Here is a 15,507-nt window from a genome sequence, read left to right on the forward strand (position 1 = left end):
TTGCAAGATGTGATTGATTTGCTTATCCTAAAAATGAACAGGAAGCTTGATGGTCGAATTGTAATTGGGCAGACCAGCGCAGACGGGATAGGCGGAGTTGGAGGGTACCATGTTTTCTTTGAGGCGGATCAAAGAGGGCGTGGGGGTAGTAAAGATAAGGGAGGGGAGACGAGGAGGACTGAGGGGACGGGTGATGTTAATCTAACAGAACCGTCTCTACCTAAAGGTGGAAAACCTAAAGGAAACTATACCAAAGGTGACTCACACGGTATTAAGAAAGAGAGCGAAACAGCCAATCTAATGGCAGATCAAGGATATGACATTGAAATGCTAGATGAAGTAAACGGTGGTAATGGATACGGAATAAAAGAGTCGTCAAATCCAGATTTCGTTATTGAAGGTAAAGTATTTGATTGTTATGCACCAACAATAGAAACAAATGTTGATAACATTCTTAGAAACATAACCAAAAAGACTAAAACACAAGCAGAAAGAATAGTTCTTAATTTAGATCAATTCCCTTCTGAAAAAGTGACCGAAATTATTCAAGGGATTTTAAGAAAAGCAAATCCAAACGGTGATTTAAAGAACTTAAAAGAACTATTTATTGTGAAAGATGGGGAAATTACAAGGGTATTTGGGGGATAGAAATGAATGGACTATGAATTGTTTTTACGATCTAATGTAGGTAATAATTCATTAGGAGAGATGCTAGAAAGATTTACTACCGAGTTTGCGAACAAGAAGGCATCATTTAGTTGTAACGATGAGGAAATAGTTATCGGGTCTGAGCTATTTTCATTGGCTCTTGAAATTGAAGATGTCTCTGATATCGTTTTTGTTAGAAAGCATTATAACTTAGATGTTAATGTATGCATCAGAATTCAATTGTTTGGTAATACATTTTATCAAGGACTAGAGCTTTTGTTTAAAGTTATGGGAAAGCTTATAAGACATATTGATGGAAATCTATTATTTCTAGAAGATGGTTCAGCTCAGTTGCTTAGAATTGAGAATGGTCAGCTATTTGTCAATAACGCTTTAGACCAGTATCAAGCGAAGTATTTAACCACAAGTCTACTTAGTTTACTTGATCGTCCTTATATTGAAAAAGAATTGTCAAACTGAGATGTATATGTGAATAAATCCGTGGGGCCACCTAGTGCCGGATGAGCTCATCATTTAACCAATAACACATCTAACCTATGTAATGCCCGTATGAAGATTTCGCAATTTCATTTGTACGCACATCAAATGCTTTAATTTCATACCCTAAATAACGTACTAGCGTTACATTGAACAGGTTGATTATGGTCAGATACCACCATGATATAACATAATTATTGATACAAAAAAATGGTGCCTGAGCATATTGAACAACTGATGAAAGCAATTGATGAAGCAGGAATAGCAGATAGAATATTGTGGTACCCTTAAGGAGTGAGAAAATGGAAGAAAGAAATATTCTTAATATGTTTGATTTGCATAAAAAGTGGGTTGAGACAATTGGTAAAGAAGGTGAGATGTTAAAGTTAGATGAAGTGGACTTAAGAAGTTTTGATTTATCCGATACATTTCTTGAACAAGCATATTTAATAGAGTGTACTTTTGATGATCTCAAACTGGAAAATATCGATTTTTACACATCATTATTAGCCTCGTCAACATTTAAAAATGCATATTTAGATAAATGCGATTTTTATAAATCAGATCTTAGATATACAGATTTTTCTAACTGTGTCATTAAAAACAGTAGATTTAGTAAAGGTGATTGTTGGGAAGCAATATTTAGAAATGCATATTTAGTAGATTGTAATTTGATTAATGCATCGTTCTACTTAACGGATTTTAGTTGGGCAAGACTAGAAAATGTAGATATAAGTGTTTCGACATTTAAAGAAACATTGTTAAACGGAGTAACATTAAAAAATATTAAAGGTATAGAAGAAGCCTTTATTGAGAGTATAAATATTGGTACATCGGAGAAACCAATATTGTTGGAATCAGAAAAAGCAAGGGAATGGATGTTAGAAAAATGCGAATAAGCGAATGAGTATGTAGTGATCTGTAAATAATTCCAACAAATGCATATTACTTCGCGATGTAGCTTCTTTTTTCTGATATCACATGCTAAGGCCTTGTTTAAAATTTTGTGTAAACCCGGTTACAACTCCAATAACAAGATCGTACAATACAACCTACAAACAAATGCTAAGCAATGCAAACACTTGATAAACTTTCAAGAGCTCTTTCCACTTGAATTACGAGTAGGAATGAGCTTTTTGGCATGTAGAAAACGATGAATAATCAGATATTATACACTTCATGCCGAACTCAAGCTATACTTCCCTGGCGACGAAGACGACGGCATGGTCATGAACTCCGTGCGCAACACCCCGCAAGGCGACGAAACCGTCCAGAAGCAAGCGAAAAAAATGCAGGACCCAGGAGACCAATCGTTTGGCAACCCTCAAGGCAAAGAGTTTACGCTGGGCGGCTGTTCATTTGTCCGGCACAGAAGGATTGACGGTCAAAACGGCAGGAGATGCCTTGGAGCTAATCGAAGAAGCAAATGCGAGCAGTGAAAACATTCAGCTGGAAGCGAGTGCCCGGCATTCTTTTCCGCAACTGTTAAGTGCGTTTGAGCAAGATGTAGCGGCCAACGGGATTCTCGCTGTCATGACGAAGCGCACCTTGGATAACCAGATCGCCGAGGTGGAAGGGAAGTTTTCGGCTTTTGGGGATACGCTGGCTGGTTTGTGGGGCGCGGCGGTAGACGCGGGCGACCTGGTTGCAACGGGTGTTTTGGGAGGCGATGACGTCAAAAGCTTGTATAAGTTTGTTTGAAGGATGGAAAAATCCAACTACTGGAGAAATAGAAAGAGTACACTCTGTATTAGAGGGAAGAAATTATGGTAATTAGGAGGGTTTATGTTGATAGATAAACAGCCAGTCATTCAAGATTTTTTTCCTTTTTGAAGAGCGATTTACTTGATGTGCCAGAGTGTTTATCCAATGGAGAGCCGTGGCAAGATCATATGATGGGATATGAACTTCCAGAGCATTCTGAGGAGATTGAATTTAAAGAAGGCATAATGATCTTCATTAACACTTCTTCGTATAACGAAATCATTATGAAAAATATAGATTTCTATGATTGCTTGAAAGAAACATGTGTGGAATTTATTAGGGATAACCCGGAACAAAAAGACCAAGTGAATCTACATATTGACAAGATAAAGGTTGTTTTAAATTTGTAAAAACTCCATCCAGTGCTAAATAAACCAACAAAAAAGCCAAGAAAAATAGGCGGGGTTGACATATTACACATAATATCGAGCAAGAACTAATAAATCCGTTCATAAACCAAACCATAAACACAAAACCAAACAACCAACACAAACAAAAACAGGACACTCCCCCAATCCCACAGAAAGAATGCCCTGCTCCATTACATCTGTACTACCTCCATCCTACACAACCAAACTCAATGCCATAATCAAAATAATCGCCACTACCGACAAAATCGTCTCCATCACCGTCCACGACTTCAGCGTATCTTGCACCGACATGTTGAAATATTCCTTGATCAACCAGAAGCCGGAATCGTTCACATGAGACAGGATCAGCGAGCCGGAGCCTGTTGCCAGTACCAACAGTTCCGGGCTGGTTCCGGGAACTTGCAGGGCGATAGGCCCGACAATTCCTGCTGCCGTCATCATGGAGACGGTAGCGGACCCGGTAGCTACGCGGATCAAGGCAGCGATCAGCCAGCCCAACAGGATGGGCGAAATCGCGGAGGCTTTGGCCAATTCGGCGATGTAATCGCCGACGCCGCTGTTCAGCAGAACTTTGTTGAACGCGCCACCCGCACCGATGACCAACAGGATTGTCGCGGTAGGAGCGAGGCAGTCGTTTGTGAATTTGAGAATGTCGTCTTTGGTAAAGCCGCGATTGAAGCCGAGTGTCCAGAACGAAATGATGACGGCAATCAACAGGGACGTGATCGGGCTGCCGATAAAATCAGCCCATTGGCGCAAGGCGTCTTCCTTCGGCAATGTTACATCGGCGACAGTCGCGAGCAACATCAAAAACACAGGCAAAAGCACGGTAAAGACAGTGATTCCGAAGCCAGGCAATTCGCGCTCGTCCTTTGGCTCCGCCATTTGCGCTGCAAGCTCAGGCGAGATGCTCGTCTGGATGCGCTTGCCAATCCAGCTGCCGTAGAGCGGCCCGGCGATGATTGCAGCAGGCAGGGCTACGATGATGGACAGCAAAATCGTCTTGCCGACATCGGCCTGGAACAGATCGACCGCTGCCATGGCAGCAGGGTGCGGAGGCACGATGCCATGCACGATGGACAATCCGGCGATGAGCGGAATCCCGATTTTCAGCAAAGAGACGCCCGTTTGTCTGGCAATCGTAATGACGAGCGGAATCAACAGAACGAAGCCTACTTGAAAGAAGACCGGAATCCCTACGATAAAGGCGACGAACATCATGGCCCAGTGAACGTTTTTTTCACCGAACAGCCGGATCAAGGTGCGGGCGATTCGCTCTGCGCCGCCGGATTCCGCCATCATTTTTCCGAGCATGGTGCCAAGCGCGAGCACGATCGCAATAAAGCCGAGCGTTCCGCCCATCCCGTCTTTGATCGAGTCGACGACTTTGACGAGCGGCATCCCGGAAGCGATTCCGACAAACCCGGCCGCGAGCAACAGCGCGACAAACGGGTTGACTTTGAACCGCGTGATGAGAACGAGGAGGAAGAGAATCGAGATCAACGTAATGAGAAGTGGCATGATAGAACCCTCCGTTTGATGTGTCTAGTTGTTCAACTGTTTTTGGAACTTGGCGATTAGCTTGTACTCCTCCAGGAGGTTGTAGTAAACGCGCTCGTAAATGTAAAACAACTCCAGATACATGCTGGATCGCTCCAGGTCCGGCTCATGCCTGTGCGAAATGTGAATCATCTTTTTCACATCATGCAAATTGTCCAATGCTCCAAGCGCGTGCATCGCTAAAAGGGCGGCGCCAAAGCTGGAGCTTTCGTGACTCTCAGGAATCAGCACCTCGTAGCCGAACATATCGGACATGATTTGCCGCCATTCCTTGGAACGGGCGAAGCCGCCGGATGCGCGAATTTCCTTGGCGCCTCCAGCCAGATCGCGGAGCGCGATGCCAATGCTGTATACGCTGAACAAAATGCCTTCGAGGACGGCGCGGATGAAATGCTCCCGTTTGTGGTGCAGGCCGATGCCGAAAAAAGAACCTCTCGCCTGCGCATTCCAGTAGGGCGCGCGTTCGCCGGACAAGAAGGGGAGGAACAGCAACCCATCTGCGCCGGGGCGTACATGCTCAGCTGCCTGAATCATGACGTCGTAAGGATCGACGCCCAGCTGCTTCGCTTTTTCGACTTCCGGCCAGCTGAACTCGTCGCGGAACCAGCGGAGCATGATCCCGCCATTGTTGGACGGGCCGCCGATGACCCAATGATTCTCCGTCAGCAAGTAGCAGAACGTGCGGCCTTTCGGATCGGTGATCGGCTCGGGCACGACTGTCCGAACAGCTCCGCTCGTCCCGATCGTAATGGCTACCTGACCGTTGTCGATGGCACCGATGCCGAGATTGGCCAGCACGCCATCACTTGCTCCGACCACAAAAGGCGTGTCGGGATCAAGCCCGATCTCTTCCGCATAGCGTACCTTCATTCCCCGCAGGATATGGGTAGTCGGCACTGGCTCGCTCAGGTGTTGCTTCGTGATGCCGGCAACCTGCAGCGCGTCGTCGTCCCAGTCCAGTTTGCGCAAGTTGAACAGTCCCGTAGCCGAAGCGATGGAGTAATCAACCACGTACTGACCGAACAGTCGATAGATCACATATTCCTTGATGGAAATGTACTTCGCTGTCTTCTGGGAAATATCGGGCTGATTCTCTTTGAGCCACATGATTTTGGGAAGCGGCGACATGGGGTGGATCGGCGTTCCGGTCGCCAGGTAGATCGAATGGCCGACACCTTCCTCCTTGAGCCGCTCTGCCTGTGCCGCGCTGCGGTTATCCGCCCAGATGATGCTGTTCGTCAGGGGATTTCCGTGCGCATCTACGGCAATCAGGCTGTGCATCGCGGTGGAGAAGCCGATGCCGCCGATTTCGTTCTGCCCGATGTCCGCTTGTTCAATCGCCTGTTTCAATGCGGCAACGACAGCGGCGAAGATCGTTTCCGGGTCTTGCTCAGCCCACGATGCTTTCGGCACCAGCAGGGGATAGTCGATATTGCCAGTCCCGCGAACGGCTCCAGATGCTGTGAAGACAATCGCTTTCGTACTGGTTGTCCCGATATCAAGACCGATAAAGTAGCTTTGCTTCATGTGCTTTCACCCTTTTTTCGCGAAAAACGTCTCGATGTTTTCCTAAAAGTAAGATCGGACCGCTTGCCGCCTGTTCTTTTGGCTCCGAAGAGAATGGAAACAGTCACGATCATTTGTATACGCTTTCAACCGAGTGGCGTGTTGATAACGAGATTATAGCGAAATTTTTTTCATTTGTTAATATAAAAGAAAAAAATTATTTCATTTTTCATATTCACATCGATAGTATTACCAAAAATAGCCGTTTGATGGTTTGGGAGGGAAAAAGAAAAACGCCTGATCACAGGCGTTTGAGCGAGATAGCTTCTCGGATATGCTGAATGTTGGAGATCGTATCGTCCTGTCTGCGCAAGGAAACCGCCACGTACAGCAAATCGATCAGGCTGAGCTGGGCGAGGCGGGAAGACAAAGCTTCCGTGCGAAAAACGGTTTCCCGCGAAGTCGTGTACAAGCACATGTCGGCGAGACGGACGAGGGGAGACTTGCCGTAGCTCGTAATGCCAATCGTTTTGGCGCCGCGCTCCTTGGCTACGCGCAGGGCTGCCAAAATATCTTTGTTGGAGCCGGAGTGGGAGAAACCTACGGCTACCGCGCCTTCCGTCAGCAGCGAAGCGGACATGACCTGATAGTGGGCATCCGAGTGATGAATACAGGGAATGCCTGTCCGCATGAATTTGTGGTAGGCGTCCTGGGCGATCGCAGCCGAGCCGCCAGAGCCGTAAAATTCAATACGAGTCGCTTTTTCCAGGCAGGAGACGATTTTGAGCAGCTCATCCTTGTTGATGATTTGCAGGGTGTCCCGCAATGTTTCCAGATTCGCGGTGAAAATTTTTTCGGCAATCGCGCCGATGTCGTCGTCATCCAGATTGATCTCCTGGTAGATCGTTTGCTTTGGATTGGTCACTTCGCTGGCCAGCGCGATTTTAAACGCCTGGTACCCGCGAAAACCGAGCCGCCGACAAAGCCGAAAGACCGTCGCGTCCGCGCACTGGCACTGATCGGCCAGCTCGGTAATGGAGAAATGAACGATTTGATTGGCATGCTGCAAAATGTAATCGGCAATCTGCTGTTCTTTGCCGCTCAACTGTGTGTAAATGGCGCGCAGCTGCGCAAGCACACTGACAGGCGTGTGCGAAGTTGTATCTGGCATGAAATGCGACCTCCTGAATTGAATTGAATCGTACTGGAATGCCATCTATATTTCAGCAAAAGATACTGCCAAAAAGGCTCGTGCAGGGCAAATGCAATGATTTCCTACTTGCTAGTATAGGAGAAACAGACGGTCGTTTCCTAGTTTCGAAAAAATTTTCTTCATTTCTGATGAAATATGAAAATTTTTGTCTTATAATACAAACTAACAGAGTTCATCCCAAAAGGAGTGACGTACGCGAATGAAACTTGCGATTCTCGGTCTAGGTAAAATGGGGTACAATCTGACACTCAATTTGCTTTCTCATCAGCATGAGGTTGTCGCTTACGACGTAGATAAAAGCCGTGCGGAAGAACTGAGCCGCGAAGGAGCGATTCCGGCTGCTTCTGTCGAGGATGCGGTAGCGAATCTGGTTGCGCCGCGCGTCATCTGGCTGATGGTTCCGGCAGGGGAGATTGTCGACCAGCTGGTTGATCAGCTGTCTATGATTCTCGCTCCCGGCGATATCGTCATCGACGGTGGCAACTCGCATTACAAGCAATCTGTAGAGCGCTACGAACGGTTGAAAGCCAATGGCATTCATTTTCTCGATGCAGGCACAAGCGGCGGAATGGAAGGCGCTCGCCACGGGGCATGTATGATGATCGGCGGGGATCGGGAAGCGTTCGCCCACATCGAACCGATGATTCGCGACATTAACGTGGACAAGGGCTACTTGTACACGGGCGATGCGGGCAGCGGTCACTTTTTGAAAATGATTCACAACGGGATCGAGTACGGAATGATGCAAGCGATCGGGGAAGGCTTCGAGGTGCTGGAAAAAAGCCAGTACAACTACGATTTCGCCGAAGTGGCCCGCGTGTGGGCGAACGGCTCTGTCATCCGCGGCTGGCTGATGGACTTGACGGAGCGTGCCTTCCGCAAAGACGCCAAGCTCGATGACATTCGCGGCGTCATGCACTCTTCCGGCGAAGGAAAATGGACGCTGGAAACGGCGCTCGACCTGCAAGCAGCCACTCCTGTGATCGCGATGTCGCTGCTCATGCGCTATCGCTCGCTGGACGAGGATGCCTTCCACGGCAAAGTTGTCGCTGCGCTGCGCAACGAATTTGGCGGACATGCGGTGGAAAAGAAATAACAACACCAAAAAGGATGACGATGTCGTCAACGCCTTGACGAAGAAATAACGACGCAAGAACCTGTGCAAGCAGGTTCTTTTTTTGTGCCTATCGCTAAAAGGAAAGGTGAATCGTAATACTTCTGCCCTGTTCACGTCCAGCCAAATAGAAGAAGATGGAAATACAACAAAGCAAGCTTGGCTGGAAGGAGAGAGAACAGATGGCTATCGTATCATTGCAATCCACCAATCCGGATTTTTCGTTTCTGATCAAAAAAAATCCGGCGACCGGACTATCGCTGCGGTCGGTGCGCAAAGGAATCGCCTACGGGTGGTACTCGGATGCTTCCCGCTACCACGTTTATTTTAAAGATGCCGACAACGAAATATCCTATAAACAGTATGAACACGAGCATTTTGAATACTTGAACCTATCGCGTTACAACACGCCTTTGTTCCCGCTTCATGCGATTGGCGAATACTTTTCGGCTCCGTTGAAATCGCGCGATGAACGGGACGTTGCAGGCTACACGCATACTTTTTTCATCAACATGGTTCATATCGAGCTGGTGCGCTACATTGCCTTTTTTCAAAATCACGTCAAAGACTTTTCCTTCGAAATCGAGCACAGGGCCGACAAAAGCTACGCGTTGACCATTCGGACGCAAAAAAGCTTGCACGACCTGCTGCAAGTGACCAGCGTGCTCTGCCTGTTTTTGGCGACGTTCGGCAAAGAGCACCTCGATATTTCCGACAGCTTGCTCGACAAATACATCAAGAGCATCCAGGCGATGGACGCGCCTTTCTATATTCGCAGCCTGTTCTCGCGAAACTTTTTGCCCAAGCGGGAGCATTATCGCAAATACAAGGCTGCTCTCGAACAGACGGATCGTTACGAGATACATCTGGAGTATGGCAACACGGGCATGCAGCGCAGAAACTTTATTGCGGGACAGCTGCCCTTTTCGCGCCCGATTTTGGATGTCGGCTGCGGCGAAGGATTTTACGCCCTTGCTTTTGCCGGGAAGCTGGCGCATTGCTATTACGCGGTCGATATTGATGAAGAGCGGCTGGAACTGGTCAACCGGAAAGCCGTGGCGAAAGAGGTCGACAATATCGTCCTGTTTCCTTCCGTCGATTCGTTTTTGCTCGAATACAATGGCGAGCAGGTCGACATCATCTTGACCGAAGTGATCGAGCACATGAGCACGAAAGAGGCGAGAGCGCTGATTTTGCAGCTTTGCCGCGAGGTCGATTTTGCAAGCTTTATCATCACGACACCGAATGCGGATTTCAATCCGTACTACGAATTGTCCGGTTTTCGGCACGACGACCACAAATGGGAGATGGGCGAGCAAGCTTTCCAGACGTGGATGAACGAGATCATGCAAACGGCTGGTGTCGAGGGCGAGTTTGTCAAAATCGGCGATCAGGTCAACGGAATGCCGACGACACAAGGTGTCATTCTCAGAAAAAGGAGGGCGTAACCGATGCGTATATCGACGAACGTCCATACGATTTTCATGCTCGTCGGCCCGACCGAATGCGGGAAGACGACATTTGCCCAGCAAGTGCTGATCCCGCAGCTTGGAATCGCGGATGCGGGGAAACGGCTGCAAGCCAATGTGGCGTACATCTCTTCGGATCAATTGCGCCAGGAACTGCTCGGGTATGCGTACGACAAGTACGATCAGGTCATGCTGGAAGCGAGTGAACAAGCGTTTCGCCTCCTGTTCGAAAAGCTGCGGCTGGTCACGTCTTTCCCGATTAACGCGCCTTTCGTGGTCGTCGACACGACGGGCCTGGCCGAAGATTTTCGCGCGCGTGTCCGGGAGATCGCGAAGGAAAATCATTACAACGTGGAAGTCATCTTATTCGATTACCACAAGCGCGAGGATTATTACGCCTCCGAGCGGTCGAAAAAGCTGATTTCGAGCCACATCCTGCGGCTGAAAAAAGAAGTGCTGCGCGCCTTGTCCAAAGAAGGGTATGCCAAAATACACCGAATCCGGGCCAAAGATTTTGCTGCGGCAGAGTACGGGACAAATGGCGCGACTTCCTATGAGGTGCACATCGAAAACAAGGCAGACTATTTGGCTACGATTCTTGCCCCAGACAAAAAGTACATCATCGTTGGCGATGTGCATGAGTGTGTCCAAGAACTGAAAAGGCTGCTTGTCGCCTACGGATACGAGCTGGAGGACAATCGGCTTGTTCCGACAGACAAAGTCCGCGACACGCAGGTGATACTCGCTGGCGACTGGATTGATAAAGGCAAGCAAACTCGCGAGATCATCGAATTTTTGTACGACAATCAGGAGCATTTTCTGTTCGTGCTGGGCAATCACGAGCATTTTGTCTACCACTTTTTGCAAGGAAAAATCAAGGGCGCGGAGCCGACGTTGTTGGAGACGTACTTCGACTCTGTCGCCGTATTGCGCGCCGATCCGCGATTGCACGAAAAGTTCAACCAGTTGTACGCGATTTCGCAGCCGTTTTACCGCGTCCAGTCGCTTGCAGGTCCGTCCTATTACGTGACACATGCGCCATGCGCAAACAAATACATCGGCAAGCTCGACACAATTGCCGCTCGCAATCAGCGCAACATCCGGATTGACCGGACGGATGCGCTCGAACAACAACTGACCTTTTTGGCCGAAGAAGCGGTGAGCAACCATCCGTATCACTTGTTCGGACACGTAGCGGCGAAGCAGGCGTTTCGTTTGAAAAACAAAATTCATCTCGACACGGGATGCGTGCACGGAAATGCGCTGACCTCCGTCATGATCACACACAGACCGCAGTACAAAACAGAGCGCTCCACACATGCGGCGATTGCCGAAGCATTGCCGACCTTGTTCCAGACGAAGCGGGAGGTGTCACTTGCCGAGCTTGCCAGCGAAGAAGTTCGTCGACTCGAATACTGCCTGCAACATAAAATCAATTTCATTTCCGGGACGATGCCCCCGGCAGACAAGGACGAAGCGACAGGCGAGCTGGAGTCGCTGCAAGCGGGACTGCGCTATTTTGCCGAGCGCGGGGTAAAAGAAGTGGTGCTTCAGCCTAAATACATGGGCTCGCGCTGCAATGTGTATTTGCATCGGACGATGGAGCATTGCTTCGCGGTCAGCCGCAACGGCTACAAGATCAAGCAGGTGGATTTAACCCCGATTTATGAACAGCTGCTTGCCAAATTCGCAGCGTATATGGAAGAAAATCAGGTAGAGATGCTGCTGCTCGACGGCGAATTGCTGCCATGGAGGGCAATCGGCGAAGGGCTGATCGAAAAGCAGTTCAAACCGATCGGTGCCGCTCTGCAAAGCGAGCTGACTTACTTGCAGGAGCACGGTTTTGAACAGGCGCTCCACAAGCTGATCGGGGAATACGACGCCAGCGGATTTGCAAAAGAACAGTTTCATCTCCCGAAAAACGCGTTGGCAGCCCAGTACGGCCCGACGCTGTACCAAAACTACAAGCACGTCCGCGAAATCAAAGACAGCTTGGTTCCGCTCGATCAGCATCTGGCTGCCTATGCGACTTATGAAAAGCAGCTCGTCCTGTACGGAGAGTCTGGCGAGCTTGCCTTCAAGCCGTTTGCTGTGCTCAAGCTGATTGATGCCAACGGAGAAGAGCGGCTTCCCGATGGCCGAACTTCTGAGTGGTACCGCTTTGTCAGTGAAGATGAGTGCGCCGTGATTGATCTGGACGACGCAGACAGGGCGTATGAACAAGCCGCCCGTTTTTTCCAAACGACGACACTGGAGCAGCAAATGGAAGGGATCGTCATCAAGCCCGAACTGCCGAACGGCAAGACAGTTCCGGCGATGAAGGTGCGAAATCCCGAATATTTGTCGATCATTTACGGCTACGATTACCGTTTCCCGCACAAATATCGCAAGTTGGTGAAACAGAAGCACATCGGGCAAAAACTGCGCACCGCCCAAAAAGAGCACGAGCTGGGCCAAAGCATGCTGCGCGTCAAGCTGGCGGATATTTCACCAGAGAACAAAGCGTACCAGCAAACCGTGGCGACGATGCTGTTTGAAGTCGCGCAGGAAAAAGAGATCGACCCTCGTCTGTAGGGGTAGGGCGCATACGAAAAGAAGCAAGTCCGCCTTTGAGCAACGAAGGAGCGACCTCCATTTTGTGACAACGACATGGCATGCGGGCGAATCACAGGGAGAGTTGGTTTTGCCCGTTTCGCGGATTTGCCTGAGCGGATACAAAGCTTGAACGAGAAAGAGCCGGACACATGAAAAAGAAGCCTGTCACATGATCAGGCTTCTTTTTGTTAGTGGAAAATGGAAAAGAGGTTAGCTCGCGTGCTCGTTTTTCTTAGCAACAGGAGCGGCTTCCCATGCGTCCGCATTTTCCAGACCAGGGATGCTGTCTTTGTAGAACACAGGGTCTTTGCCTGCTTTTTTCTGCTCCTGATAATCGCGCAAGGCGGCAAAGGCGACTTTGGAGAGCATGAAAATCGCAATCAGGTTGACCACGACCATCAGCCCCATGAACAAGTCAGCCAAGTCCCAAACGAGTTGCACTTTGGCGACCGCTCCGAACAAAACCATTGCCAATACGCTGACACGATAGAGCATGAGCCACAATTTGCTCGTTTTCAAAAACTCGATGTTCGTTTCACCGTAGTAGTAGTTCCCGATCAACGTACTGAAAGCGAACAGGAAGACCATGACAGCGAGAGTAGCCGACGCCCAATCGCCGAGATGGATGGACAGAGCCGCTTGGGAAAGCTCGATGCCGCTCAGATCGGACTGCTTGTACGCGCCGGAAAGCAAGATGATGAAAGCCGTGCTTGTGCAAATGATCAGCGTGTCTGTCAGAACGCCGAACGCCTGAATCAGACCTTGCTTGACAGGGTGGCTCGTCGTAGCCGTAGCTGCGGCGTTCGGTGCGCTACCCATACCTGCTTCGTTGGAGAACAAACCGCGTTTGACCCCGTGCATGAGCGCAGCTCCCAGCGTACCGCCAGCAACCTGCTCCAGGCCAAAGGCACTTTTCACAATCAGGGCAATCATTTCCGGCATTTTCGTAATGTTCATCATGACGATAAACAGGGCAACGCCAATGTACAAAATCGCAAGCACGATGACGATATACTCGGACATTTTCGCGATGCGCTTCACTCCGCCGAAAATGATCGCAGCAAAGGCGATGGTCATGATCAGGCCGATCGTCAGCCGATCTGTTCCGAACGAGTTTTCAAAAGCGAGCGTAATCGTGTTGGACTGCACCGCGTTGAACACCAGACCGAAAGACAAGGTGATCAATACCGCAAACAGGGCACCCATCCACCGCTTGTTCAGTCCTTTTTCCATGTAGTAGGCAGGACCGCCGCGGAAACCGTCTTTGTCTTTGATTTTATACACTTGCGCCAGCGTGCTTTCCACGAAGGCAGAGGCAGAACCGATGATCGCAATGACCCACATCCAGAAAACCGCGCCAGGACCGCCGAGCGCTACGGCGATGGCAATTCCCGTAATGTTTCCGGTACCGACACGCGCGGCCATACTGATACAGAAAGCTTGGAAAGGAGAGATGCTGTCGGCAGACCCTTTTTTCCCTTCGCGAATCGCTTGGAGCATGTCTTTGATCATGCGGACTTGCAGGAAACGGCCTTTGAACGAGAAGAACAGACCGAGCACAACCAGCATGACGATCAGAACATAAGACCAGAAAAAATCGTTGATGGACGCTGTTACATCTAACAGAAATTGTTGCATGTTGTCACCTCGATTGGATAGATGGATTAAAAAATGCTGATATCCCACTCATGCACGATCTGCTTCAACAGGGATACACCTGCCACGCTGTTTCCGCATGAGTCGATGGCCGGGCCAAAAATGCCGATGCCGCAGCCGCCGGGAAAAGGGGATTGTGATCTCAGGTTGGGAGGAACGAGTGTCATAATTCCGCCAGACACGCCGCTTTTGGCCGGAAGTCCCACATAGGCAGCAAATTTGCCGGAAGCGTCGTACATGCCGCAAGTGAGCATCAACGCTTTTGCCAAGCGCACGACTTCTTTGGGCAAAACTTGCTCGCCGCGCAACGGGTGATAGCCGTCCAGCGCCAAAACCAGGCCGATCAGCGCGATCTGCTCCGTATTGACCTGAATGGAGCACTGTTTTAAATACACTTCCAGCGCTTCCTCGACTTCGCAATCCAGATACCCTGTGTCTTTCAGGTAATGCGCCAGCGCACGGTTTCGGTGTGAATGCATCCACTCCGAGACGAACACTTCCTCGTTAATGACAGGAGCCGAATCTGTAATATTTTGGAAAATTGCGTATAAATAGTGCAGTTTTTGTTCCGGCGTACTTCCTGGCAAAAGCGAGGAGACGGTAATGGCGCCCGCATTGATCATCGGGTTGAACGGCTTGCCTGGCTTGTGCATCTCCAGACGGATAATCGAGTTGAACGCATCTCCCGTCGGCTCCACGTCCACGCGATCGAGCACGTAAGTCATGCCGTGGTGACAGCAAGCTGCGATAAAGCTGACGACCTTGGAAATGCTCTGCATGGTGAAAGGAACTTCCCAGTCACCAGCCGTCACTTTGTTTCCGGAAGGGCCGACCATGCAAATGCCGAGCTGTGTCGGGTCTGCTCGCCGCAAAGCGGGAATGTAACTGGCGCATGCACCCTCTGAAGCTTGCTCGCGATGGTAGGCGACCCACCGTTGCAGATGTTCTGTCACCTGCTGTGCTTCCCATTTGTTTGTCGATGTTGCTGTTTGAAACAAACCCCGTTCCCCCCAAATCCTGTACTGTAAGCCTGTTTGTCAAGGAGCGAAAGCGCTTCCACGCCACGCAAAAATCGTATATTGAACACTTTAAAACCAACCTACAAAATCAAAC

Annotated in this window: 12 protein-coding genes; 7 read left to right on the forward strand and 5 right to left on the reverse strand. The window is 49.4% G+C overall.

Translation table 11 applies throughout. The features are described from left to right. The 4 genes from M2298_RS25785 to M2298_RS25800 form a co-directional block, all read left to right on the forward strand. Positions 1–648, forward strand: a 648-nt coding sequence (locus M2298_RS25785) for a CdiA C-terminal domain-containing protein (protein ID WP_481752863.1), incomplete at its 5' end; no start/stop codon positions are given. 6 nt (positions 649–654) lie between these two features. After that, positions 655–1,128: a hypothetical protein gene (locus tag M2298_RS25790; RefSeq protein WP_173598081.1), complete on the forward strand. Its 474-nt coding sequence runs from the start codon at positions 655–657 to the stop codon at positions 1,126–1,128. Between the two features lie 320 nt (positions 1,129–1,448). After that, a complete protein-coding gene (locus M2298_RS25795) occupies positions 1,449–2,045 on the forward strand; it encodes a pentapeptide repeat-containing protein (RefSeq protein ID WP_122966400.1) in 597 nt (198 codons plus the stop codon). A gap of 415 nt (positions 2,046–2,460) precedes the next feature. Continuing rightward, positions 2,461–2,847: a hypothetical protein gene (locus M2298_RS25800; protein ID WP_280649249.1), complete on the forward strand. Its 387-nt coding sequence runs from the start codon at positions 2,461–2,463 to the stop codon at positions 2,845–2,847. A 626-nt stretch (positions 2,848–3,473) separates the two neighbouring features. Here M2298_RS25800 and M2298_RS25805 read toward each other — a convergent pair. From M2298_RS25805 to M2298_RS25815, 3 genes are all read right to left on the reverse strand, one after another. Beyond that, on the reverse strand, positions 3,474–4,802 hold the full coding sequence (locus M2298_RS25805) for a GntP family permease (protein ID WP_122966402.1): 1,329 nt from the start codon (positions 4,800–4,802) through the stop codon (positions 3,474–3,476). Positions 4,803–4,826: 24 nt separating this feature from the next. Continuing rightward, positions 4,827–6,368, reverse strand: a complete 1,542-nt coding sequence (gntK, locus tag M2298_RS25810; RefSeq protein WP_122966403.1) for a gluconokinase — start codon at positions 6,366–6,368, stop codon at positions 4,827–4,829. Between the two features lie 280 nt (positions 6,369–6,648). Continuing rightward, the gene (locus M2298_RS25815) at positions 6,649–7,518 is read right to left on the reverse strand and encodes a MurR/RpiR family transcriptional regulator (protein WP_122966404.1); all 870 of its coding nucleotides are present in this window, start codon (positions 7,516–7,518) and stop codon (positions 6,649–6,651) included. 241 nt (positions 7,519–7,759) lie between these two features. On the opposite strand from M2298_RS25815, the gene gnd reads away from it, so the two are divergent. The 3 genes from gnd to M2298_RS25830 all read left to right on the forward strand — a co-directional run bounded on the left by gnd (position 7,760) and on the right by M2298_RS25830 (position 12,717). Beyond that, entirely contained in the window at positions 7,760–8,656 is an 897-nt protein-coding gene (gnd, locus tag M2298_RS25820) for a phosphogluconate dehydrogenase (NAD(+)-dependent, decarboxylating) (RefSeq protein ID WP_173598078.1), read from the forward strand. A gap of 200 nt (positions 8,657–8,856) precedes the next feature. Next, positions 8,857–10,122 (forward strand): class I SAM-dependent methyltransferase, encoded by a 1,266-nt coding sequence (locus M2298_RS25825; RefSeq protein ID WP_280649250.1) that lies wholly within the window; start codon positions 8,857–8,859, stop codon positions 10,120–10,122. Between the two features lie 3 nt (positions 10,123–10,125). Beyond that, entirely contained in the window at positions 10,126–12,717 is a 2,592-nt protein-coding gene (locus tag M2298_RS25830; RefSeq protein WP_280649251.1) for a metallophosphoesterase, read from the forward strand. A 231-nt stretch (positions 12,718–12,948) separates the two neighbouring features. Here M2298_RS25830 and M2298_RS25835 read toward each other — a convergent pair whose 3' ends face one another. Together M2298_RS25835 and M2298_RS25840 are read right to left on the reverse strand one after the other, a co-directional pair. Continuing rightward, positions 12,949–14,376 carry an alanine/glycine:cation symporter family protein gene (locus tag M2298_RS25835; RefSeq protein ID WP_122966408.1) on the reverse strand — a complete coding sequence of 476 codons (1,428 nt, stop codon included), beginning with the start codon at positions 14,374–14,376 and terminating at the stop codon, positions 12,949–12,951. 26 nt (positions 14,377–14,402) lie between these two features. Next, complete coding sequence (locus M2298_RS25840; RefSeq protein ID WP_173599825.1) at positions 14,403–15,347, reverse strand: glutaminase; 945 nt, start codon at positions 15,345–15,347, stop codon at positions 14,403–14,405. Positions 15,348–15,507 lie beyond the last annotated feature (160 nt).

Source organism: Brevibacillus sp. 1238 (assembly GCF_029892995.1).
Taxonomy (GTDB): Bacteria; Bacillota; Bacilli; order Brevibacillales; family Brevibacillaceae; genus Brevibacillus; species Brevibacillus parabrevis.

Coding starts and splice junctions, on each gene's coding strand:
- M2298_RS25830 (WP_280649251.1), top strand. CDS start 10,126: ATGCGTATATCGACGAACGTCCATACGATTTTCATGCTCGTCGGCCCG.
- M2298_RS25825 (WP_280649250.1), top strand. CDS start 8,857: ATGGCTATCGTATCATTGCAATCCACCAATCCGGATTTTTCGTTTCTG.
- M2298_RS25805 (WP_122966402.1), bottom strand. CDS start 4,802: ATGCCACTTCTCATTACGTTGATCTCGATTCTCTTCCTCCTCGTTCTC.
- M2298_RS25835 (WP_122966408.1), bottom strand. CDS start 14,376: ATGCAACAATTTCTGTTAGATGTAACAGCGTCCATCAACGATTTTTTC.
- gnd (WP_173598078.1), top strand. CDS start 7,760: ATGAAACTTGCGATTCTCGGTCTAGGTAAAATGGGGTACAATCTGACA.
- M2298_RS25795 (WP_122966400.1), top strand. CDS start 1,449: ATGGAAGAAAGAAATATTCTTAATATGTTTGATTTGCATAAAAAGTGG.
- gntK (WP_122966403.1), bottom strand. CDS start 6,368: ATGAAGCAAAGCTACTTTATCGGTCTTGATATCGGGACAACCAGTACG.
- M2298_RS25790 (WP_173598081.1), top strand. CDS start 655: ATGGACTATGAATTGTTTTTACGATCTAATGTAGGTAATAATTCATTA.
- M2298_RS25815 (WP_122966404.1), bottom strand. CDS start 7,518: ATGCCAGATACAACTTCGCACACGCCTGTCAGTGTGCTTGCGCAGCTG.